Below are 22,375 nucleotides of genomic sequence, written 5' to 3' on the forward strand. Positions count from 1 at the left end.
TGATTCTGGCCGGGCAAGCGAGCGAGATGAGCAGGACGCGTGCCTGCCGTCCCGGACCGTGCTCCAAGCCAGCCCCGGCCGTCCGTCAACCAGGCCTCGCCACCGTGCCTTCCGCCATGCCCGATTCGTTGCTTTCGCTGCTGCCCGCCGGTCTGTCCGTCCCGGCCTACCTGTCGATGGGAGCGCTCATCCTGACGGGCGCCTGCCTGCAGGGTGTGGGTGGGATCGGCTTTGCCATGCTGTCGGCGCCACTGGGCGCGATCTTCTTCCCGGACCTGGTGCCGGGGCCACTGCTGGCAATGGGCTGCTGCCTGTCGCTGATGGGCGCCTTGCGCGAGCGCGAGGCGATCGTCTGGGACATCGCCGGCTTTGCGCTGGCAGGCCGCGCCCTCGGCGGGGCCGCGGCGGTGCTGACCATCGCATGGCTGGCACCAGGACCGCTGGCGGTGCTGTTCTCGCTGTCGATCCTCGCCGCCGTGGCATTGAGCCTGCTGGGCTGGCGCCTGCTGCCTGGCGCGCGCAACGTGGTCATCGCGGGCACGCTGTCCGGCTTCATGGGAACCATCACCTCGGCGGGCGCGCCGCCGTTCGCGCTGGTCATGCAGCATATGGCGCCCGCGCCGATGCGCGCGACCATGGGCTGCATCCTGTCCGGCGGCGCCGTGCTGTCGCTCGCCATGCTGGCGCTGGCGGGGCGCTTCGGCCTGCCGCAACTGGTGCTGGCGCTGGTGCTTGCGCCATTCCTGCTGGCCGGCTTCGCGCTGTCGAACCGGCTGCGCGGGCGCGTGTCGCCCACCGCGGTGCGCCGCTTGCTGCTGGGCCTGTGCGCGGCCGGCGCGCTGGGCGTGCTCGGCCGCGCGGCCTTTGCCTGATGCCGCCGCCCCCGCGGCGCCTCTGATTCTTTCGCTTTCCAGGTCAACCTAACCAGCGGAGTTCCCATGCAGCACATCACAGACGCGATGATCGATGCCCACGTCACCCCGGAAGATGCCCGGCAGGTCATGGAGGCGGCGTTTTCCAGCTTCGGGCGTGGCGATGCCGCGATGCAGGAGCGTATCCGCACCGAGGCCGGCGGCGTCAAGCTGTCCACGCTGGGGGCGGTGATCCCCCAGCAGGGGGTGGCCGGGGCCAAGGTCTACACCACCATCAACGGCCAGTTCTCCTTTGTCATCCTGATCTTCTCGACCGACGACGGCAGCCCGCTGGCTTCATTCGACGCCGGCGCCATTACGCGCCTGCGCACGGCGGCGTGCACCACGCTGGCCGCGCAGCGGCTGGCGCGTCCCGGTGCGCGCACGCTGGCGTTGTTCGGCGCGGGCACGCAGGGCGCGCAGCACGCGCGCCAGCTCAGTGCCACGCTGGGGCTGGAACGCATCCTGGTGTCGGATCCGCACGCGGACGCCGGCATGCCTGCGCGGCTGTCGGCGCTGTGCGGCATCCCGGTCGTGCTGGCCGAGCCCGCTGCCGCGGTGGCCGAGGCCGACGTCATCGTCACGGCCTCGCGCGCGACCACGCCGCTGTTCGCCGGCGCGTCGATCCGGCCGGGCGCCTTCGTGGCCGCCATCGGCTCCAGCTTGCCGCACACGCGCGAACTGGATGACGCCGCGCTGCGCCGCGCCGCCGCGGTGGTGGTGGAGTGGCGGCCGCAGTCAATCCGCGAGGCCGGCGATATCGTGCTGGCCGATCCGCAGGCGCTGCCGGCCGAAAAGATCGTCGAACTGGCCGACGTCGTGCTCGGCAAGGTGTCGCCAAGGCAGTGCGACGACGACATCGTGATCTACAAGTCGGTCGGCGTGGGCCTGGAAGACGTGGCGCTGGCCGGCCTCGCCTGGTCGCGCATCGCCGGCGGAGCGGAGCGCCGCGCCGCGTGAGCGCCGCCGAGCGCTCCAGCGCCGGGTAAACACTGACGTGATTAGTCAACACAGCCCTTGTCGTCGCTGGTTGACTGTATATAGTATACAAGCATGCCGAGGCCGATCTGTCTGCAACCCCGGCCCGGCATCCAACCCACCGAATCGCCCCACATCGCCAACCAGGAGCCCCCGTCATGGCCGAACTGATGAACCGCGAAGATTTCCGTGCCGCCCTTGAAGAAGCCATCAAAGGCAAGAGCGCCAACAAGGCGCCGTTCAGCGTGGCCTGGGCCAGCGGCAAGCTGACCCGCGCCCATCTCGCACGCTGGGCCGAGAACCATTATCACTACGTCGGCCCGTTCGCGGATTACCTGGGCTACATCTACGCCCGCACGCCGGACCGCTATACCGAGGCCAAGGATTTCCTGCTTGCCAACATGTACGAGGAAGAGATCGGCGGCGACCGTCACACCGACCTGCTGATCCGCTTTGCCGAAGCCTGCGGCACCACGCGCGAGCGCGTGATCGACCCGGACAACATGTCGCCCACCACGCGCGGCCTGCAGAGCTGGTGCTATGCGGTGGCCATGCGCGAGGATCCGATCGTGGCGGTGGCCGGCCTGGTGGTCGGGCTGGAGTCGCAGGTGCCGTCGATCTACCGCAAGCAGACCCCGACGCTGCGCGACAAGTACCAGTTCACCGACGAAGAAGTCGAGTTCTTCGACCTGCATATCGTCTCGGACGAAATCCACGGCGAGCGCGGCTACCAGATCGTGCTGGAGCACGCCAACACGCCGGAACTGCAGCAGCGCTGCCTGAAGATCTGCGAGATCGGCGCGCAGATGCGGCTGCTGTACACCACGGCGCTTTACCACGACTACGTCGAGGAAGAGCTGCCGCTGCCCGAACTGGAGATGGCCGCCTGAGCGGCGCCGCGCACCCGCACCGACGATGACCATATTCCTGAACCATATCGACGGCGAATGGACGGCCTGCCAGTCGGGCCGCACCTTCGACAACGTCAACCCGGCCGACACCGCCGACATCGTGGGCCGCTTCCAGGCGTCGTCCGCGGTGGACGCGCAGGCGGCCGTGGCGGCCGCGGCGGCGGCATTTGCCGGCTGGAGAAAGACTCCGGTCGGCAAGCGCGCCGCCATCCTCAACCGCGCGGCGGAGCATCTGGAAGCCAACGCCGACAGCATCGCCGCCGAGCTGACCCGCGAGGAAGGCAAGGCGCTGGCGCTGGCGCGCGACGAGGTGCTGCGCTCGGCGCAGACGCTGCGCTTCTACGCCGTGGAAGGGCAGACCTTCACGGGTGAGGTGTATCCGAACGACGACCCTGACCAGCTCGTCTACAGCCAGCGCGAGCCGCTGGGCGTGGTGACGGTGATTGCGCCGTGGAATTTCCCGGTGTCGATCCCCGCGCGCAAGATCGCGCCGGCGCTGGTGACCGGCAACACGGTGGTGTTCAAGCCATCGTCCGAGGCGCCGCTCTCGGGCTACCGGCTGGCCGAGGCATTGATCAAGGCCGGCTTGCCCAAGGGCGTGCTGAACTTCATCACCGGCAGCGCCGCCGAGATCGGCGCAACCATCACCGAGGCGCCGGCCGTGCGCGCGATCTCGTTCACCGGCTCGTCGCGCGCCGGCGAGCAGATCCACCGCGCCGCGCCGCTGACCACGCGCACGCAGATGGAACTGGGCGGCAAGAACCCGCTGATCGTGATGGAAGACGCCGACCTCGATCGCGCCGTCGACCTGACCATCAAGGGTGGCTTCTCGTTGTCGGGGCAGGCGTGTACCGGCACCAGCCGCGTGCTGGTGGCCGAGTCCGTGAAGGTGGCATACACCGAACGCCTGCTGGCGAAGGTCGCAACGCTCAAGGTCGGCAGCGGCATGACACCGGGCATGGATCTTGGGCCGCTGGCCTCGCACAAGCAGCTGGAAACGGTGCTGCGCTACATCGACATCGGCAAGTCCGAGGCGACGCTGCTGTGCGGTGGCACACGCCTGGCCGGCGGCGACTTCGACAAGGGCTACTACGTCGCGCCGACGGTATTCACCGACGTGACGCAACCGATGCGGATCGCGCGCGAGGAGATCTTCGGGCCGGTGATCGCCATCATCGGCTTCACCGATTACGCCGACGCCATCGCCAAGGCCAACGATACCGAGTACGGCCTGGCCGCGGCCATCGTCACCAGCAACCCGCGCTATATCCACCACTTCGCCACGGACATCGAAGCGGGCACGGTCAAGATCAACCGCACCACCACCGGCAACCTGGTCAACGCGCCATTCGGCGGGGTCAAGCGGTCGAGCACTTCGACCTTCCGCGAGTCGGGCCGCACCGGGCTGGAGTTCTATACGCAGGTCAAGACGGTCTACCGGGGCGCCTGAGCCCGGCCGTCGCAAGGAGTCACAGACATGAAGAAAGCCATCAAGCTGGAACTGCGCGAAGCGCGCCACATGGTTGCCGCCGCGATCCGGCGCTCGGAGGAAATCGGCGTGCTGGAGTCGATCTGCGTGGTCGACGAGGGCGGCTACCCCCTCGCGCTGGAGCGCATGGACGGTGCCCGCATCACCGGGCCGCAGATCGCATGGAACAAGGCCTTTACCGCCGCGGGCCACAAGCGCTCCACCCACCTGTTCACCACGCCGCCCAACGGGCCGGCGCTGCCGGGCAACGAGGCCTTCGGCATCCAGTGGAGCTTCGAGGGCAAGTTCGCGGCATTCGTCGGCGGCTTCCCGATCGTGGTCAACGACGAGGTGATCGGCGGCATCGGCCTGTCCGGCGGCAACGGCGAGCAGGACACACAGGCCGGGCTGGCGGCGCTGCAGGCGCTGGCCGAGCTGCTGGCGCCGCAGGACCTGAAGGTGCTGGTGCAGGCCGACATCAAGAAGTAAGTCCAAGTCAGTCTCAGCGGAGGTTCCATGTCGTACCGCATCCAGATCGCCGAAACGCAGCAGGTCTTTCTTGTCGAGCGCGGCGAGACGCTGCTGCAGGCCGCGCAGCGCGCCAGCATCGCCTTGCCGCACGACTGCCAGCTGGGCGGCTGCGGCACCTGCCGCATCCGCCTGCTCGACGGGCAGGTGCGCTACGACGAGGAACCGTTCGGCCTCGCGCCTGACGAAGCCGCCGCCGGCTACGCGCTGGCTTGCCAGGCGCAGCCGCTGGCCGACCTCGTCATCAGCACCGCGCGCGAGGACGAGGCCTGCGCCGAGCCCGCGCGGCACCGCGCGGTGGTGCAGGCGGTGCGGCCGCTGTCGGCGGACGTCATGCACGTCGAGCTGGAGGTGCCGGACGCTGGCGCGCTCGACTACCGCCCCGGCCAGTACCTGAAGCTGCTGAGCGCCGACGGGCTCGCGCGCAGTTTTTCGATGGCATCGGTGCCTCGCGACGGCCGCGTCGACCTGCACGTGCGCCGCATTCCGGGCGGCGCCTTTACCGACGGCATCCTGCCGCGCATGAAGGCCGGGGATGCGATCGACGTCGAACTGCCGCTCGGCAACTTCTTCTATCGCGCCCGCGATTACCGGCCGCTGCTGATGGTGGCCACCGGCACCGGCCTGGCGCCGATCAAGGCGATCCTCGAATCGCTGATGGGCGATCCCGACTGCCCGCCGGTGTCGCTGTACTGGGGCATGCGGCGGCCGCAGGACCTGTACCTGCACGACGACATCCCCTCATGGGGCGAACGGCTCTATGACTTCCAGTATGTTCCGGTGCTGTCGCGTGCCGGGGCGGACTGGCAGGGCAGGCGCGGCTATGTGCACGACGCGGCGCTGGCTGATCTGGGCGACCTGAGCGAACACGCCATCTACCTGTGCGGCTCGCCCGACATGATCCGTGACGGCCGTGCCGCTTTCCTGGCGCACGGGGCCAGTCCGGACCACATCTACGCGGACAGCTTTACCTTCCAGCACCCTTGTTAAGACATGGCGGTATGCAAGAAGAAGGCTGGTATACAATGACGCCAGCCTTTCCGCTTAAGCCTCTGCCGACCCATGTCCCTCACTCCGTCTTCCGCCGCGCCCGCCGAGCCGCTGAGCCTCGGCGCCAGCCACTCGCCGCTGTTCGCCCTTGTCACCGACAAGGTGCGCGAAGGCATCCTGAACGGCAAGTACGCGCCAGGCGAGCGGCTGGTGGAAAACAAGCTGTCGGCGGAACTGGGCGTGTCGCGCATCCCGGTGCGCGAGGCGCTGCGCGCGCTGGCGAGCGAGGGGCTGGTGCTGATCGAGCCGCGCCGCGGCGCGACCGTGGCGAGCCTGTCGCCGGTGATCGCGCGCGAGATGGTGGAGGTGCGCGCCACGCTGGAAGGCCTCAACGCCAAGCTCGCCGCACAGCGGCGCGACCCGGCGCTGGTGGCGGAACTGGAAGCGGTGCTGCGCCAGGGCATGGAAGCCGCCGCGCAGGGCCGCGCAGATGAGCTGCTGGCGCTCAACACCCGCTTCCATGAGGTGCTCGGCACCATCGCCGCGAACAGCGTGCTGCAGGAAATGATGCGCTCGCTGCGCGAGCGCACCGCGGTGCTGTTTGGCCCCGCCAACGTGGTGCGCGCGCGCCAGAACTGGGACGAGCATGCCCAGATCCTGCAGGCCGTGATCGCCGGCGACGCCGACCTTGCCGCGCTGCTGGCCGCGCGCCATGTCTACAGCGCCGCCAAGGCGGCCGACCTGCCGGTGGGCGGGCAGGGCGCGGCGCAGGCGGCCTGAGCGAAGGCTGCGGCCCCGGGCTGTCACCCGCTCCCGGCCGGTATTTCCCAAATCCGCGTTGCCATTGCCATTGCATGCCCCGCAACAGGGCATTGCATGCCCTCGCATGACGCATCGCACCAAGAATGTGTATACTGTAGGCATTCAAGGTCAATTGGGATTTACCATGCAGTCGCCCGAGCAACGCTATCTGTCGCAACCTGTAGGCGAGCAACTGCTGCGCCACTTTGCAGCGCGCCACGCCGTGCGCCACGCCTCGCCGCTGGTGCCGCTGCGCCTGCGCGATATCGGCCGTTTCTTGCTGGCACTGCGCGGCCGCGCGCCGCGCCGAAGCCATTGCTGATCCAGCCTGAATGACAGGGCGGCGCAGCGCGCCGCTCCCTTCCCCTTTCCCTCCTGGCACGCATCCTGCGCGCCGCTCTTCCCGCAACTGTCCGTTTCTTCTGGTGCTGCCAGCGCGGTGTCCGCACGTACATTAGCCCTTGCACTGCGCGAAAGACGGAATATAGTATACCAAAGCAAGCGCAGCACCTCCTGAGCCCATACGCCCCCACCGCGCCTGAACCGCGCGGATAACGACAAGGAGCCAATGTGAACCTGCCGGACTGGACGACTGGCGGCTTTCCGCCGCTATGGGAGGTGGCACAACGGCTCGCCGGCGGCTCAGTTTCATCGGAGGAACTGGTAGCCGCCTGCGAGGCAGCCTGGCGGCAATGGCACGGCGTCATCAACGCGCTGGTGCTATCGGATTTCAACGCCGCGCGTGCCGCGGCGCGCGACAGCGACCGGCGCCGTCGCGCCGGGCAGGCGCGCGGCGTTCTCGATGGCGTGCCGTTCTCGGTCAAGGAATCGTTCGACGTCGCCGGCTGGCCGACCACCTGCGGCAATCCCGCCTTGCGCGGGCATGTCGCCCGGCGCGATGCCGTAGTGGTGCAACGGCTGCGCGATGCCGGCGCGATCCTGCTCGGCAAGACCAACGTCCCGCTCGGCCTGCGCGACTGGCAGAGCTACAACGCCATATACGGCACGACCCGCAATCCGCACGATCCGTCCCGCACGCCGGGCGGCTCGTCCGGCGGCAGCGCCGCGGCGGTGTGCGCGGGCCTGTCGTTCTTCGACGTGGGTTCCGACATCGGTTCCTCGCTGCGCAACCCGGCGCATTATTGCGGCATCTTCTCGCTCAAGCCCAGCCACGGACTGGTGCCGCTGGCGGGCCACGGCACCGGCGCGGCCCGCTTCGGGGAGCAGGACATCAACGTCGCCGGCCCGCTGGCCCGGAGCGCGCGCGACCTGGAACTGGTGCTGCGCGCGATCGCCGGACCGGCCGGCGACGAGGTGCTGCCGTACAAAATGCAGTTGCCGGAATGCCCGCATCGCCAGCTTTCCGACTTCCGCGTTGCCGTGCTGCCCACCCATGCCCAGGCGGAAGCCGACGCCGAGGTTGCCGGGCAGATCGAGCAGCTTGGGCACTGGCTGGCCGGAACGGGCGCGCGCGTCGACTGGCACGTGCGGCCCGACTTCGACGCGGGCGAGCTGTGGCATGTCTACGTGACGCTGCTGCGCGCCACCACCTCGGTGCACATGGATGATGCCGCCTTCGCCGATGCGCTGGCCCGCAGCACCACCGCCGCGCCTGGCGACCATGACTATGCGATCCTGCAGTACAGCGGCGCGACGCTGAGCCACCGCGACTGGCTGCGCCTGCAGGTTGCGCGCGAATGCTTTGCCGCCGCGTGGCGCCGTTTCTTCACGGGCTACGACGTGCTGCTGTGCCCGGCCGCGGCCACCACGGCATTTCCCCTTGACGAGGCGGGCGAGCCCTGGCAGCGCACCATCACCGTCAACGGCCGCCCGCAGCCGATGACCACGCAGCTGTTCTGGGCCGGCCACTCCGGGCTGTGCGGCTTGCCTTCGGCCGTTGCACCAATCGGGCCGGGCGCCAGCGGCCTGCCGGTCGGCGTGCAGATTGTCGCCGGCCGCTACCAGGATCTCACTGCCTTGCGTTTTGCCAGCCTGCTGGAGCAGGCGGGCCATGCCTGCCGGCCGCCGCCGCGGCCAGCCGCCTGGCCAGCGGACCACCACAACTAACCACACCACATCACACACCACTGGGGAGGGGAATCATGTTCGATTGGTTCCGTGATTTGTCGCGCATGGAGCGCAAGGGATTCTATGGCGCGTTCCTGGGGCATGCCGTCGACGTGTTCGACTTCATGATCTATTCCTTCCTCATCTCCACGCTGCTGGGGCAGTGGGGCATGAGCAAGTCCACGGCAGGCGCCATCGTCACGTGGACGCTGGTGTCGTCGCTGGTCGGCGCGATCGGCGCCGGTATCCTGGCCGACCGCTACGGCCGCGTGCGCGTGCTGCGCTGGACCATCATCGTGTTCGCGGGTGCCTGCTTCCTGTGCGGGCTGGCGCAGTCGCCAGAGCAGCTGATGCTGTTCCGCATGATCCAGGGGCTGGGCTTCGGCGGCGAGTCGTCGCTGTGCATGGTGCTGGTGACGGAGATGATCCGCAACCCGGCGCACCGCGGCAAGTACTCGGGCTTTACCGCCAGCAGCTATTCCTTCGGCTGGGGCGCGGCGGCAATCGTGTATGCGATCACCTTCAGCGTGCTGCCGGCGGAAACGGCATGGCGCGTCTGCTTCTTCCTCGGCATCCTGCCGGCGCTGGTGGTGATCTACCTGCGCCGCAACCTGGAGGAGCCGGAGATTTTCCTGAAGAGCCGCGCGGCGGGCCGGCAAGGCTCTGCGCTGGCCGGGCTCGGCCGCTTGTTCCGCGGTCCGCTGCTGTCGAAGACGCTGCTGTGCAGCCTGCTTTCGGGCGGCATGCTGGGGGCGTACTACGCCATTGCCACGTGGCTGCCGACCTTCCTCAAGACCGAGCGCGGCCTGTCGGTGTTCGGCACCAGTTCCTACCTGACGGTCACCATCATCGGCTCGTTGGTCGGCTACGTGGCGGGGGCCTATGCCACGGACCGCTGGGGCCGGCGGCTGACCTACATCGTGTTCGCGGCGGGTGCGTTCGTGGCCGCGCTGGTCTACATGGTGATCCCGGTGTCGAACACGTCGATGCTGTTCCTGGGCTTCCCGCTGGGGGTGCTGATGCAGGGCGTGTTCGCCGGCATCGGTGCAACCATCTCCGAGTCCTATCCCAACGATATCCGTGCGACGGGCTATGGCGTCTCGTACAACGCCGGCCGCGTGATCGGCTCGCTGTTCCCGCTCTCGGTCGGGTGGCTGAGTTCGGGGCACACCTCGCTGCCGATCGCGATCGCGATCGTGGCCGGGGTCGGCTATGCGATGGTCGTGGTCGCCGCGGTGCTGCTGCCGGAAACCACCGGCATGGACCTGGAGCAGGCCGGCGGCAGCGGGGAGAAGGAAGAGGCGGCACCGCTGGCGCAGCCCGCGGGCACGGTCGCCTGATCGAGTGGGGAGGGCGCCGCCGGCGCCCTTGCCGCAAATTAGCGCACTTACCGCACCCATGCCGAGATCGCCGGCAGCATCAGGCTGACGCCGATCCCGATCAGCACGCCGAACGCGACGCGCCGCGTCGTGGTCGGCGAGAACGGGGGCGGAAAGCGCCGCCCCAGCAGCGTGGCGACCACCACTACCGGCACGCCGAGCGCCGCCTGCAGCCAGATCGCGGCATCGAGCTGGCCCTGCCACGCCGAGAACAGCGTGCGCACGCTCGACGTGACGGTGAATACCAGGATCAGCGCGCAGCGGATCTCCACCGGTTTCATCGGCTGCCGGTAGAACTGGAAGATCAGCGGCGGCCCGGACACGCCGAACATGCCGCTCAGCAGCCCGCCGAAGACGCCGCTCATGAAGAAGCTGCCGTCGCCGGAGCGTTGCGGCAGCGGTTCGGGTTTGAACGCGGCGCTCAGGCCGCCGTACAGGATCACCGCGCCGAGCAGCAGTTGCAGCAGCGTGGCGGCGCTGGAACTCAGGTATTCCAGCACCAGCACGCCGACCAGCACCGACGGCAGGATGCCGATGGCGGCCGCGCCCACGGCGCGCCAGTCGATATGCTCCAGCTTGCCGGGCAGCGCGCAGGCGCTGTTGGCCAGCGTCACCAGGCTGACCACGGCCGCAACGGTGGCCACCGGCGCGAGTCCCAGCCCGCTGGTGGCGCCCATCACGATCATGCCCAGGCCGAAGCCGGTCACCGTCTGGAAATAGGTACCCGCGCCAAGCAGGGCTTGCAGCCCCAGCAGCGGCAATAACAACTCCGCTTTCATGCCGCCTGCTCGCCCTTGGTGGCCTGTTCCGCGCTGGCTTGCGCCTGGACCACGGTGACGGCGATGACATGGAACACATCGTCGGCGCTGCAGCCGCGCGACAGGTCGTTGGCGGGTTTGCTCAGTCCTTGCAGCATCGGCCCGATGGCCTTGGCGCCGCCGACGCGCTCGGCCAGCTTGTAGCCGATATTGCCGCTCTCGAGGTTGGGGAACACCAGCACGTTGGCGCGGCCGTTGACCTGCGAATGCGCGACCTTGCGCGCGGCGATCTCGGCGACGATGGCGGCATCGAGCTGCACGTCGCCATCGATGGCCAGGCCGGGGCGCTGCGCGCGCACGCGCTCGGTTGCGGCTACGACCTTGTCCACGGCGGCGTGGTGCGCGCTGCCGCTGGTGGAGAACGACAGCATCGCAACGCGCGGTTCGTCGTTCAGCAGGGCACGTGCGCTGTCGGCGGCGGCCATGGCGATATCGGCCAGCGCATCGGCATCGGGATCGACCACCAGTCCGCAGTCAGAGAAGATCAGCCCGCCCTTGAGCGTATGGAAGGGCTCGCACAGCATCATCAGGAAGAAGCTGGATACCAGCCGGAATCCGGGCGCCAGCCCGATCAGCTGGATCGCGTTGCGCACCACGTCGGCGGTGGTGTGGTCGGCGCCGGCCACCGAGCCATCTGCGTGGCCCAGCCGCACCATCAGGTTGGCGAAGCACAGCGGGTCGAGTACCGCGCGTTTGGCTTCGTCCAGCGTCATGCCCTTCTTCTGGCGCAGCGCGTAGAGCTGCTGCGCGAAGGAGGGCGCGAGCGCCGAGGTGGCGGGATCGACCAGCGTGATACCGTCCAGCGCGATGCCGTGGATAGCGGCAGCCGCGTTGATCTGGCGCGGGTTGCCGACCAGCACGATGCGCGCGATGCCTTCCTGCGTGGCGCGTTGCGCGGCCTGCAGTATGCGCGGGTCTTCGGCCTCGCACAGCACGATGCGGCGGGGGGCGGCGCGGGCGCGGTCGATGATGCGGAGGATGGGTTTCATGGTTCTTCTTTCAGAAATGAAGAAAGGGCCGAAGCCCTTGCTATGCCGGTGGTTTGCTCCCCTCTCCCGCATGCGGGAGAGGGGCCGGGGGTGAGGGCGGGCCTGTGGCAAGCACGGCAGCGGTTCACTTTGTGGACATGCCGGCCCTCACCCCAACCCTCTCCCGCAAGCGGGAGAGGGAGCACCCCGGTCGCAAGCGAGGGTTCTGGGCTAGCTCAGGATCAGACGTAGTCCTTGTACTTGTCCAGATACCGCACCGGCTTGGCCAGCGCATCGCGGCGGAACGGGTCGCCCAGTTCACGCGTGCACATGATCTCGATGATCGTGGTCTTGCCATGATTCATCTGCAGGTCGATGGCGCGCTTCAGTGCCGGGCCCACGTCTTCCAGGCGGTCCACCACGATGCCTTCGGCACCCATTGCCTTGGCGATGCCGGCAAAGCTCTGGTTGTCGAGCTCGCCCGCGACGAAGCGGCGGTTGTAGAAGTCCACCTGGTTCTTCTTCTCCGCGCCCCACTGGCGGTTGTGGAATACCACCGCGGTCACCGGGATGTTGTGGCGCACGCAGGTCATGGTTTCCATCAGGCTCATGCCCCAGGCGCCGTCACCGGCGTACGACACCGCCGGGCGGTGCGGCGCCGCGACCTTGGCGCCGATGATGGTCGGGAAGGCGTAGCCGCAGTTGCCCCAGCTCATCGCCGCAAAGAAGCTGCGCGGCTTTTCGAAGCGCAGGTAGCTGTTGGCCACCGAGTTGATGTTGCCGATGTCGGTGGACACCATCACATCTTCCGGCATGGCCTTTTCCAGCTCGCGCAGCACCTGGCGCGGGTGCAGGTAGTGGCCGCCGGTGGGCGTGCGTTCCTGCTTCTGTTCTTCGATCATGTCCAGGCTGTACGGGTCGCGCTCGTGCGTCCAGTCGTCCAGCTCCTTCTCCCAGGCCGCCTTCTCGTTGGCGATTTCGGTAGCGCGGCCATCGCGGCTGGCGTCGCATGCCAGCGTGCGGCCGGCCAGGCGCTGGGTCAGCGCGATGGCGGCAGCCTTGGCGTCGCCGCAGATGCCCACCGAGATCTTCTTCACCAGGCCCAGCATCTTGTGGTCGGCATCGATCTGGATGATCTTGGCGTTCTTCGGCCAGTAGTCCATGCCGTGCTGCGGCAGCGTGCCGAACGGTCCCAGGCGCGAGCCCAGGGCCACCACCACGTCGGCGCGCGAGATCAGCTTCATCGCGGCCTTGGAGCCCTGGTAGCCCAGCGGGCCGCACCACAGCGGGTGGCTGGCGGGGAACGAGTCGTTATGCAGGTAGCTGTTCACCACCGGCGCGCCCAGGCGCTCGGCCAGGGCCTTGCATTCCTCGATCGCATCGGCCATCACCACGCCGCCGCCGGAGATGATCACCGGGAACTTGGCGTTGGCCAGCAGCTCGGCCGCCTCGTTCAGGCTCTGCTCGCCGCCGGGGCCGCGATCAAGGTTCTGCGGCTTCGGAATCTCGGCGGTGATCTTGCCGTAGAAGTGGTCGCGCGGGATGTTCAGCTGCGTCGGGCCCATTTCGGCCTTGGCGCGGTCGAAGCAGCGCGCGGTGAACTCGGCCATGCGCGCCGGGTTGGTGACGTGGCCCTGGTACTTGGTGAACTCCTGGAACATCGGCAGCTGGTTGGCTTCCTGGAAGCCGCCCAGGCCGATGCCCATGGTGCCGGCTTCGGGGGTGACGATCACCACCGGGCTGTGGGCCCAGTAGGCGGCGGCGATCGAGGTCACGCAGTTGGAGATGCCGGGGCCGTTCTGGCCGATGACCACGCCGTGGCGGCCCGACACGCGGGCATAGCCGTCGGCCATGTGGCCGGCGCCTTGCTCGTGCACCACCGGGATCAGGCGGATGCCGGCGGGGGCGAAGATGTCCATGGCGTCCATGAAGGCCGAGCCCATGATGCCGAACATGTCGGTCACGCCGTTGGCGGCCATCGTTTCGACGAAGGCTTCGGACGGGGTCATGGTCTGCGGGCCAGCCGGAACCTGGCTGTCCTTCGCGGCGGCCGAGCCACCGGAAACGGCGGGCTGCTTGGTGGTTTCGAGGTCGCGCATGGCGGGTGTCTCCTGGTTGTGGTGTTATAAAGTGGAACAGTACGTTCCGGAAAATTGATGCGTTGGTCGAAATGTAGGTGGAAGATCGTCTGGCGTCAATAAGAAGTTTTGGTTTACGGAATGAATTGAGCAAAAAAATGAGACGAAATGCGTTACTGAGTGCCGTGTGGGGCACTTTGACGTTTGCAAGAGCAGGGGCGGGAAGCAAGACAGCGCCGGCAGGAGCCGGCGCAGGGGGAAAGCAGGGGAGGAGGGTGCCGCGCCTACGCCGCGGCGCAGGGGGTCAGCGCGTCGACAGCGCTTCGAGTACCGGGAGGTTGCCCTCGCCGAAGCCCTCATGACCGTCACGCTGGACGATCTCGAAGAAAAACTCGCCTGCCTCGCGTTTCAGGAAGGCTTGCTGGAAGCGCTCGCGAGGGCCGGTGCCATCCACCAGGATGCCGTAGCGTTGCAGTGCGGCAAGGTCCAGTCCATGGCCTGGCACGCGCGCTGGTACGGAATCATAGTAAGCCGGCGGCGGCTGCACGAACTGCACGCCACGGCTGGCCAGTGCCGCGGCGCTGGCCAGGATGTCCTCGCTGGCTAATGCAATGTGCTGGATGCCTTCCCCATGCTGATCTGACAGGTAATGCCGCATCTGGTCGTGCCGCGGCGTTCCCTTCTCGTATAGCGGGATGCGAATGCGGCCGCACGGCGATACCAGCGCGTGTGACTCGCCGCCGCCTCGCAGCTCCCGGAACCCCAGCACCTTGCGGTAGAACTCCAGCCATTCATCCAGGTGACCGGGATCGACCGCCTGGGTCAGGTGGTCGACGCGGACAAGGCCGGCGTCGGACATGTCGCCGGCTGGCGGCAGCGGCCGGAAATCCACGTCGTAGATCGAGATATCCCCGACATCGCCCGGCCGCCCCTCCTTCCCGCGCCAGCGGTCGATGAAATACAAGACCGACTGGCCGATGCCCTGGATGGCGGGAATATTGAGCTCCATCGGCCCCACCGTGCCGCCCTCGAACGGCCATGCGCCGGCCTCCAGCGCTCGCGCAAACGCAAGCGCCGCATCGTCGACGCGAATGCCGATCGCACAAATCGACAAGCCGTACCGCGCCGCATACCGCGTGGCGAATGACTCCGGCTCGGCATCGACGATGAAATTCATCTCGCCCTGCCGGTACAGCTTCACCGCCTTGTGGCGGTGCCGCGCGATGGCGGCGAAGCCGAGGCGTTCCAGCGTCCGGCCCAGCGCGGCAGGATCTGGCGAAGCGAACTCGATGAACTCGTAGCCTCGGATGCCGAGCGGGTTGTCCCACGGTTGGACATCATCGGCGCGCGGGGAAGAGTCGGTTGCGGCGCTCATGGTATGGGCTCCTGTCTGGGTATTGCGGGGTATTGCGGGGGCGGCGCATTGCGGGCGCGGTGCCGGGCCTTGCGGCGACGACCGATAGTAGCAACGGCGCCGCGGCAACCCGCGCATTGGCCCCCTGCGCAAGGACTCGTAGAAACCCGCATTCGGCGCCTTGATCGCGCATGGGCGTTCATTAATCGCGCCAAGTGCCATATAAGACAGTTGGCTGTGCGCGAGGCGGCTACTAATCTCCGGTCAACGACGCGCCCCCGTCCTCCCTGCCAGGTCCATACAGAGGCCACGCATGCCGGAGTCCGGGAAGCGCGAATCACCGGAACCCAGGCACACCATGATCCACGGCAAGACCACGCTAATCCCCCACATCGGCTACCCGACGGAATCGTTCAAGGCGCCGATGATCTACAACCCCTGGTTCGACCGGCAGGGCATCGACGCCGCCGTGATCCCGATGGGGATCAAGCCGGACGACTACGCGACGGTGTTCCCGGCGCTGTTCCGCATGACCAATATCCGCGGCGCCCTGGTCACCATGCCGCACAAGGTTGCCACCGTCGAGCTGGTCGACGAACTGACCCCCGCCGCCCGCATCGCCGGTGCCTGCAACGCCGTGCTGAGGCGCGACGACGGCACGCTGGTCGGCGACCAGTTCGACGGCGAGGGCTTCGTTCGCGGCATCCGGCGCAAAGGCTGCCGGCTGGAAGGCGCGCGCGCCATCGTGTCGGGCAGCGGCGGGGTGGGCAGCGCGATCGCCGCCTCGCTGGCGGCGGCCGGCGTGGCCGAGCTGGCGCTGTTCGACGCCCGCGAGGCAGCCGCGCGCGCCCTGGCGCAGCGCCTCGCCGCGCACTACCCGGCGCTGCGCGTCAGTACCGGCTCGGCCGACCCGGCGGGCTTCGATGTGGTGGTCAATGCCACGCCGCTGGGCATGCAGCCCGGCGATCCGCTGCCGTTCGACGTGGCGCGCATCGCCCCCGGCGCCATGGTCGGCGAGGTGGTGATGAAGCAGGAATACACGCCGCTGCTGCAGTCCGCGCTGGCCCGCGGCTGCAAGGTGCAGGTGGGCACGGACATGCTGTTCGAGATGATCCCGGCCTACCTGGAGTTCTTCGGCTATGGCACGGCAACGCCCGACGCGCTGCGGGAGGTGGCGCAGATCCGTTACTGACGCATCGACTGGTGCAGGGGCGCAAGCCCTTGCCGCAAGCCGCGCGCGGGCCACCATCAAAAAGGCACGCCGGCAAGCAAGACTTCTTTTCCATTGGTGGAGACAGACAACATGACAACGACTCACAAGGAGCTGCCAGCGGCTTCCGCGTTCGGCAACTCGCTCGGCGACAAGGTGCGTGCCGCCTTTGCCTTCGGCAAGGTGCGCTGGGGCATGCTGGCGCTGGTGTTTTTCGCAACCACGCTGAATTATGTGGACCGCGCCGCGCTGGGCGTGCTGCAGCCGGTGCTGGCCAAGGCCATGGCCTGGACCGCGCAGGACTACGCCAATATCAATTTCTGGTTCCAGGTCGGCTATGCCATCGGCTTCGCGCTGCAGGGCCGCTTTATCGACCTGGTCGGCGTCAAGCGCGCCTTTGCGCTGGCGGTGCTGCTGTGGAGCATTGCCTGCGGCGCGCATGCGTTCGCGGCGTCGGCGGTCGGCTTCATGATCTGCCGCTTCTTCCTCGGCTTGTCGGAAGCGGCCAACTACCCGGCGTGCGTCAAGACCACGCGCATCTGGTTCCCGGCCAGCGAGCGCGCGATCGCCACCGGCATCTTCAATGCCGGCACCAACGTCGGCGCGATGCTGACGCCGATCATGCTGCCGCTGATCCTGCAGGCATGGGGCTGGCAGGCCGCGTTCCTGGTGATCGCCTCGCTGGGCGCGATCTGGCTGGCGTTCTGGTTCAAGCGCTACCACAACCCGGAGCAGCACCCGACCGTCACCGCCGCGGAACTGGCGCACGTCACCCGCGACACCGATCCGCCGGCCCAGCGCATCCGCTATGCGCAGATCCTGCGCATGCGCGGCACCTGGGCCTTTGCGCTGGCCTACGCCATTACCGCGCCGGTGTTCTGGTTCTACCTGTACTGGCTGCCGCCATTCCTCAACCAGCAATACCAGCTCGGCATCAGCGTGACGCAGATGGGCATTCCGCTGATCGTGATCTACCTGTGCGCTGATGTGGGCAGCGTGGGCGGCGGGGCACTGTCGTCGTGGCTGATCGCGCGTGGCATGCCCGCGGTGCGGGCGCGGCTGCTGTCGATGCTGGTCTTTGCCGTGTGCATCATTTCGGTGGTGATGGCCGCCGGTGCCAGCAGCCTGTGGATGGCCGTGGCCGCGATCTCGGTGGCGATCGGCGCGCACCAGGCATGGACCGCGAACATCTGGAGCATGGTGATGGACTACACGCCCAAGCACGTGGTCAGCTCGGTGTTCGGCTTCGGCGGCATGATCGGCGCGATCGGCGGCATGTTCATGACGCAACTGGTGGGCTACGTGCTGACCGTGACCAACAACAACTATGCGGTGCTGTTCACGATGATCCCGTGCGCTTACTTCATCGCGCTGACGTGGATGTTCTTCCTCGCGCCGCGCAAGGTGCCTGACGCCGTCTGACCACATCCCCCGGCGGCACGGCTCGTGCCGCGCGACGACAACAAAGACCGAGACAACACTCCAATGCATAAACGATTCATTGCGCTGCTCGCGCTGGGCGCGGGCAGCGTGCCCGCTGTCGCCCAGACTTCCGGTGGCGTCACGCTCTACGGGCTGCTCGATACCACCATCCGCTACAGCACCAACGAAGACGCGGCCGGCCACAGCCGCACGCAGATGACTGACGGCGTGCTGACCGGCAGCCGCTGGGGCATCCGCGGCACCGAGGATATCGGCGGCGGCAACAAGGCGTGGTTCATCCTGGAATCAGGCTTCTCGCCAGACACGGGGACCAGCCAGCAGGGCGGACGGCTGTTCGGGCGTACCGCGGTAGTCGGCTTCGACGGTCCCTACGGCAAGCTCGCGCTCGGCCGCCAATACACGCTGGCGCATGAAGTGCTGTCGTCGTACGAGGCGATGGCCTTTGCCAACAACTCCATCGTCGGCTACCAGGGCGGCAACTATACGGGGCTGCGCTACGACAACACGCTCAAGTACATCAAGAGCCTTGGCGGCCTGCAGGTGGCGGCGGCCTATACCTTCGGCGAGGTGCCGGGCAGCATGAAGACCAGTTCCGCAGCGGCCGGCTCGCTGGTGTACAGCTCGGGCCCGCTCGAGATCGGCGCGGTCTACCAGCAGACGCAGAACGTCACCTCGGCCTACTTCGGCGCCGTGCCGGCGGCGCAGGCGAGCAAGCAGACGGTGTGGGGCGTGGGCGGGACGTGGAAGGCGGCGCGGTCGCAATACTACCTGGGCTACACCAACAACCGGCTCGACGTGGCGGACTACCGCAACAACGTGGGCTATGTCGGCACGCGTTTCAGCCTGACGGATGCGCTGGCGTTTATCGGCACGTTCCAGTACGACTGGCTGCGGCACGCGGGGCAGGGCGGCAAGCGGCTGACCACCGCGGGCATGCTCGACTACAACTTCAGCAAGCGTACCGATGTGTATGTGGAGGTGGACTACACCCACCTGCAGGGGCAGTGGATTGCACTGAACAGCGGAGCGGGGTTTGTGAGCAGCGGGAATACGTATGGGAACAAGACGCGGCTGGGGGTGATGGCGGGGGTGAGGCATAAGTTCTGAGCGCGCAGCGCAAGCCTATCCATCGCTGCGGGTGTGCTCCCTCTCCCGCATGCGGGAGAGGGGAGCAAACCGTCGGCGTGCGACGGTTGCCGGCAGACTCAAGTCGTTGCCCCCGTCACCTGCGCCACCGCCGCCACCGCCAACCCATACCCCTGCACCCCCAGCCCCGCCATTACCGCCACCGCCACCGGCGAAATCCACGACTTGTGCCGGAACGCCTCGCGCGCATGCACGTTGGAGACGTGGTACTCGATCACCGGAACCGCCGCCCCCTTGATCGCGTCGTGCAGCGCGATCGAGGTATGCGTCAGCGCGCCCGCGTTCAGCACCACGCCGGCCATCTCGCCGCTCGTGCACAGCTTGCCCGCTTCGTGGATCCAGTCGATCAGCTGCCCTTCGTGATTGCTTTGCCGGCACTCGGCCCGCAGCCCGAGCCGCTGCGCGGCCTGCTGGCAGATGCGTTCCACGTCGGCCAGGGTCTCGCTGCCGTAAATGGCCGGCTCGCGCGTGCCGAGCAGGTTGAGGTTGGGGCCGTTGAGCACCAGTACTGTCTTCATCATGTCTCCAATGTCCCGTGTCATCTGCCGCGATGCTGGCGCGGCCACGGCCGATAGCCTATCGTTTAGCCCTCGTCCCATCATCGAATGCCATGGAAATTCAGCATGCGCCCAGCGCGAATAATGACCCGTTCCTGCGCGACCTGCGGCTGTTCTGCACGGTGGCGCGGCGCGCCAGCTTTATCGCCGCGGCCCAGGAGACGGGTATTTCGCCGGCCCATGTGAGCAAGCGCATCGCCATGCTGGAGGCAATGCTCGGCGCAAGGCTGTTCCATCGCACCACGCGCCGCGTCAGCGTCACCGCCGAAGGCGAGAGCGCGTTTGCGTGGGCGCAGAAGATCCTCGAAGACGTGGATGGCATGCTGGAAGCGGTCGGCGGTGCCGGCGGCGAAGCGCGCGGCCAGTTGCGCATCGCCACCAGCCTGCGGCTGGGGCGCCGGCACGTGGCGCCGGTGCTGTCGCTGCTGCGGCAGCAGCATCCGGGGCTCGAGGTGTGGCTGGAACTGCTCGACCGCCGCGTCGACCTGATCGGCGAGCAGTTCGACCTCGATATCCGCGTGGGCGAGGTGCACGAGCCGCACCTGATCGCCAGCCGCATCGCCACCGGCAGCCGCGTGCTGTGCGCGGCGCCGGCCTACCTGGCTCGGCGCGGCATGCCGGAGCATCCGTCCGACCTGCCGCGCCATGACTGCCTGCTGCTGCGCGAGCGCGACCAGGCCTTCGGCGTGTGGCGGCTGCAGGGGGAAGGCGGCAACTGGGAGACCACCAAAGTCACCGGCCCGATGGCATCGAATGTTGCCGACGTGACGCACGAGTGGGCCCTGGAGGGCTACGGCATCATCATGGCGTCGGTCTGGGACGTGGCCGCCGCCGTGCGCGCCGGCGACCTGGTACGCGTGCTGCCCGGCTGGCACCATCCGTCCGACATCTGGGCCGTGACCAGCGCGCGGGCATCGGCTTCGGCGCGCATGCGCGTGTGCCTGGCCTTCCTGAAGGCACAACTGACACAAGGGCCGCACGCGCTGGCGACGTCGCTGGAAGGCTAGGCGCGCTACAGCACGCGCATGATCAGCAGCGCCGTGTCCTGCATCACCTGCAGCACGCGGTCCAGCGCCTGCTGCGGGGTCTCGTCGCCGATCGGCATGTTCACCGACAGCGCGGCGATCACCTTGCCGTGGCGATCGCGCAGCGGCACCGCCACGCCGCGCACGCCGGTCTGCAACTGCTGCTCCAGCATCGCATAGCCCTGCGCGCCGGCCTTGTGGATCTCTTCCAGCAGCCGGTCGTGCTGCAGGATGGTGTAGGGCGTGTAAGGCGCCAGCACCACGTTTTCCAGCCATGTCCTGACTTGTTCTTCCGGCCGCGACGCCAGCATCATCACGCCGGCCGAACCCAGCGGTGCCGGCACCCGCGCCCCCAGCACAAAGCCCGTGCTCATCACGCGGTTGGTGCTGGTGCGGGCGATGAACACCAGCTCCCAGCCATCGAGCACGCTCAGGTAGGCGGCCTCGCCAAGCTGCGCGGTGATCTGCTGCAGGAACGGCTGCACCGTGCGTGGCAGCCGCGCCGAATCGAAGTACGACCAGCCCACCTTGAGCACGCGCGGCGTCAGGCTGAACAGCGTGCCGTCGCTGGTGGTGTAGCCCAGGTGCTCCAGCGTCAGCAGGTAACGGCGCGCCGCGGTGCGCGTCAGGCCGGTGCGCTCGGCCGCCTGTGTCGGGGTCAGGCGCGGATGGTCGTGGTCGAAGGCCTCCAGGATGGCCAGGCCTTTCTCCAGCCCGGCGATCCAGTCGCGCCGGTTCAGCGGTTCATTTTCCATGGTTAACCCTTGCTTCGCGCGATAGATGATTGCATTGGAGCGATTGTCGCACGCTCACGCGCGAATGACGGTTGTTGCGGGCAATGATGGCTCATAACCTTGGGAAATCCAAGCCGCCATCCCGACTGACCGCCATGACTCTCCTTCCTGTCCCGCTGCGCAAATCGATCGCCACCGTCACATTGTCGGGATCGCTGCCGCAGAAGCTGCAAGCCGCTGCCGACGCTGGTTTCGACGGCGTGGAGATCTTCGAGGACGACCTGCTGCAATTCCCCGGCACGCCCGCCGAGGTCCGGCGCATGGCCGCCGACCTCGGCCTGCAGATCCTGCTCTACCAGCCGCTGCGCGATTTCGAGGCCATGCCGGGCGGCCTGTCCGCCGCGGAGCTGGCGCGCGCGGAGCGGAAGTTCGACGCAATGGAGCAACTCGGTGTGGAACTGGCGCTGGTCTGCAGCAACGTGCAGGAAGCGGCGCTAGACGATCCCGCACGCGCCGCCGCCGACCTGCACGCGCTGGCCGAAGCCGCGGCCCGCCGCGGCCTGCGCCTGGGTTACGAGGCGCTGGCCTGGGGCCGCCATGTGCGCCGCTGGCGGCAGGCCTGGGACATCGTGCAGCGCGCCGGACATCCCGCGCTGGGGCTGATGCTGGACAGCTTCCACACGCTCGCGCTGGGCGATACGCTGCATGGCCTCGACGCCGTGCCGGCCGAGCGGATCTTCTTCGTCCAGCTCGCCGACGCGCCGCGCATGTCGCTGGACGTGCGCACCTGGAGCCGCCACCACCGCAATTTCCCCGGCCAGGGCGACCTGCCGGTGGTCGGCTTCACGCGTGCCGTGCTGCGGGCCGGCTATTGCGGACCGCTGTCGCTCGAGGTGTTCAACGATGCCTTCCGCGTGGCGCCCCCGTTGCCGGTCGCGCAGGACGGGCTGCGCTCGCTGGAATGGCTGGAGGCGGTGACGAACGGCGTGCCCATGGCCGCAGCGCGCGC

At 68.0% G+C, this 22,375-nt stretch carries 20 protein-coding genes and 1 pseudogene; 15 read left to right on the forward strand and 6 right to left on the reverse strand.

The genetic code is table 11. The features are described 5' to 3' along the window. Positions 1–116 precede the first annotated feature (116 nt). The 10 genes from J8I34_RS19130 to J8I34_RS19175 all read left to right on the forward strand — a co-directional run bounded on the left by J8I34_RS19130 (position 117) and on the right by J8I34_RS19175 (position 9,994). On the forward strand, positions 117–872 hold the full coding sequence (locus J8I34_RS19130; RefSeq protein WP_371748103.1) for a sulfite exporter TauE/SafE family protein: 756 nt from the start codon (positions 117–119) through the stop codon (positions 870–872). 66 nt (positions 873–938) lie between these two features. Further along, entirely contained in the window at positions 939–1,871 is a 933-nt protein-coding gene (locus J8I34_RS19135) for an ornithine cyclodeaminase family protein (RefSeq protein ID WP_209806711.1), read from the forward strand. Between the two features lie 176 nt (positions 1,872–2,047). Beyond that, positions 2,048–2,779, forward strand: a complete 732-nt coding sequence (locus J8I34_RS19140; RefSeq protein ID WP_209775673.1) for an iron-containing redox enzyme family protein — start codon at positions 2,048–2,050, stop codon at positions 2,777–2,779. Positions 2,780–2,804: 25 nt separating this feature from the next. Next, positions 2,805–4,250 carry an aldehyde dehydrogenase family protein gene (locus tag J8I34_RS19145; RefSeq protein ID WP_209775674.1) on the forward strand — a complete coding sequence of 482 codons (1,446 nt, stop codon included), beginning with the start codon at positions 2,805–2,807 and terminating at the stop codon, positions 4,248–4,250. Between the two features lie 27 nt (positions 4,251–4,277). After that, complete coding sequence (locus J8I34_RS19150; RefSeq protein WP_013953475.1) at positions 4,278–4,757, forward strand: GlcG/HbpS family heme-binding protein; 480 nt, start codon at positions 4,278–4,280, stop codon at positions 4,755–4,757. 27 nt (positions 4,758–4,784) lie between these two features. Then, the gene (locus tag J8I34_RS19155; RefSeq protein ID WP_209806712.1) at positions 4,785–5,786 is read left to right on the forward strand and encodes a 2Fe-2S iron-sulfur cluster-binding protein; all 1,002 of its coding nucleotides are present in this window, start codon (positions 4,785–4,787) and stop codon (positions 5,784–5,786) included. Between the two features lie 72 nt (positions 5,787–5,858). Continuing rightward, positions 5,859–6,566 (forward strand): GntR family transcriptional regulator, encoded by a 708-nt coding sequence (locus J8I34_RS19160; protein WP_209806713.1) that lies wholly within the window; start codon positions 5,859–5,861, stop codon positions 6,564–6,566. 106 nt (positions 6,567–6,672) lie between these two features. Continuing rightward, complete coding sequence (locus J8I34_RS19165) at positions 6,673–6,909, forward strand: hypothetical protein (protein ID WP_209806745.1); 237 nt, start codon at positions 6,673–6,675, stop codon at positions 6,907–6,909. A gap of 248 nt (positions 6,910–7,157) precedes the next feature. Further along, positions 7,158–8,654, forward strand: coding sequence for an amidase (locus tag J8I34_RS19170; RefSeq protein ID WP_209806714.1), 1,497 nt, complete (start codon positions 7,158–7,160; stop codon positions 8,652–8,654). Between the two features lie 35 nt (positions 8,655–8,689). Continuing rightward, on the forward strand, positions 8,690–9,994 hold the full coding sequence (locus J8I34_RS19175) for an MFS transporter (protein WP_029044951.1): 1,305 nt from the start codon (positions 8,690–8,692) through the stop codon (positions 9,992–9,994). 47 nt (positions 9,995–10,041) lie between these two features. Here the strand turns inward: J8I34_RS19175 and J8I34_RS19180 are convergent, their stop codons facing one another. The 4 genes from J8I34_RS19180 to J8I34_RS19195 all read right to left on the reverse strand — a co-directional run bounded on the left by J8I34_RS19180 (position 10,042) and on the right by J8I34_RS19195 (position 15,272). Then, positions 10,042–10,812: a sulfite exporter TauE/SafE family protein gene (locus tag J8I34_RS19180; protein WP_029044952.1), complete on the reverse strand. Its 771-nt coding sequence runs from the start codon at positions 10,810–10,812 to the stop codon at positions 10,042–10,044. After that, positions 10,809–11,840, reverse strand: coding sequence for a phosphate acetyltransferase (gene pta / locus J8I34_RS19185; protein WP_029044953.1), 1,032 nt, complete (start codon positions 11,838–11,840; stop codon positions 10,809–10,811). Before pta ends, J8I34_RS19180 begins: the two co-directional genes overlap by 4 nt. 221 nt (positions 11,841–12,061) lie before the next feature. Continuing rightward, positions 12,062–13,828 carry a sulfoacetaldehyde acetyltransferase gene (xsc, locus tag J8I34_RS19190; RefSeq protein ID WP_035876651.1) on the reverse strand — a complete coding sequence of 589 codons (1,767 nt, stop codon included), beginning with the start codon at positions 13,826–13,828 and terminating at the stop codon, positions 12,062–12,064. A gap of 373 nt (positions 13,829–14,201) precedes the next feature. Then, a complete protein-coding gene (locus J8I34_RS19195; protein ID WP_029044955.1) occupies positions 14,202–15,272 on the reverse strand; it encodes a 4-hydroxyphenylpyruvate dioxygenase family protein in 1,071 nt (356 codons plus the stop codon). A 337-nt stretch (positions 15,273–15,609) separates the two neighbouring features. Here J8I34_RS19195 and J8I34_RS19200 point away from each other — a divergent pair, with 337 nt between their 5' ends. From J8I34_RS19200 to J8I34_RS19210, 3 genes are all read left to right on the forward strand, one after another. Continuing rightward, positions 15,610–16,443: a shikimate dehydrogenase family protein gene (locus J8I34_RS19200; RefSeq protein WP_029044956.1), complete on the forward strand. Its 834-nt coding sequence runs from the start codon at positions 15,610–15,612 to the stop codon at positions 16,441–16,443. Between the two features lie 111 nt (positions 16,444–16,554). After that, complete coding sequence (locus tag J8I34_RS19205) at positions 16,555–17,883, forward strand: MFS transporter (protein ID WP_029044957.1); 1,329 nt, start codon at positions 16,555–16,557, stop codon at positions 17,881–17,883. 63 nt (positions 17,884–17,946) lie between these two features. After that, complete coding sequence (locus J8I34_RS19210) at positions 17,947–19,011, forward strand: porin (RefSeq protein WP_209806715.1); 1,065 nt, start codon at positions 17,947–17,949, stop codon at positions 19,009–19,011. 98 nt (positions 19,012–19,109) lie between these two features. On the opposite strand, the gene aroQ is transcribed toward J8I34_RS19210, so the two are convergent. Then, a complete protein-coding gene (aroQ, locus tag J8I34_RS19215; protein WP_209806742.1) occupies positions 19,110–19,568 on the reverse strand; it encodes a type II 3-dehydroquinate dehydratase in 459 nt (152 codons plus the stop codon). A 92-nt stretch (positions 19,569–19,660) separates the two neighbouring features. Between aroQ and J8I34_RS19220 the strand changes: the two genes are divergently transcribed. Beyond that, positions 19,661–20,614: a LysR family transcriptional regulator gene (locus tag J8I34_RS19220; protein WP_209806716.1), complete on the forward strand. Its 954-nt coding sequence runs from the start codon at positions 19,661–19,663 to the stop codon at positions 20,612–20,614. Between the two features lie 5 nt (positions 20,615–20,619). Here J8I34_RS19220 and J8I34_RS19225 read toward each other — a convergent pair whose 3' ends face one another. Beyond that, positions 20,620–21,387 carry an IclR family transcriptional regulator domain-containing protein gene (locus J8I34_RS19225; protein WP_209806717.1) on the reverse strand — a complete coding sequence of 256 codons (768 nt, stop codon included), beginning with the start codon at positions 21,385–21,387 and terminating at the stop codon, positions 20,620–20,622. Positions 21,388–21,521: 134 nt separating this feature from the next. On the opposite strand from J8I34_RS19225, the pseudogene J8I34_RS19230 reads away from it, so the two are divergent. Beyond that, positions 21,522–22,367, forward strand: a pseudogene (locus J8I34_RS19230) (sugar phosphate isomerase/epimerase family protein); the annotation flags it as partial. Positions 22,368–22,375 lie beyond the last annotated feature (8 nt).

Origin of the sequence: Cupriavidus phytohabitans, from assembly GCF_017815025.1 — a bacterium.
GTDB lineage: Bacteria > Pseudomonadota > Gammaproteobacteria > Burkholderiales > Burkholderiaceae > Cupriavidus.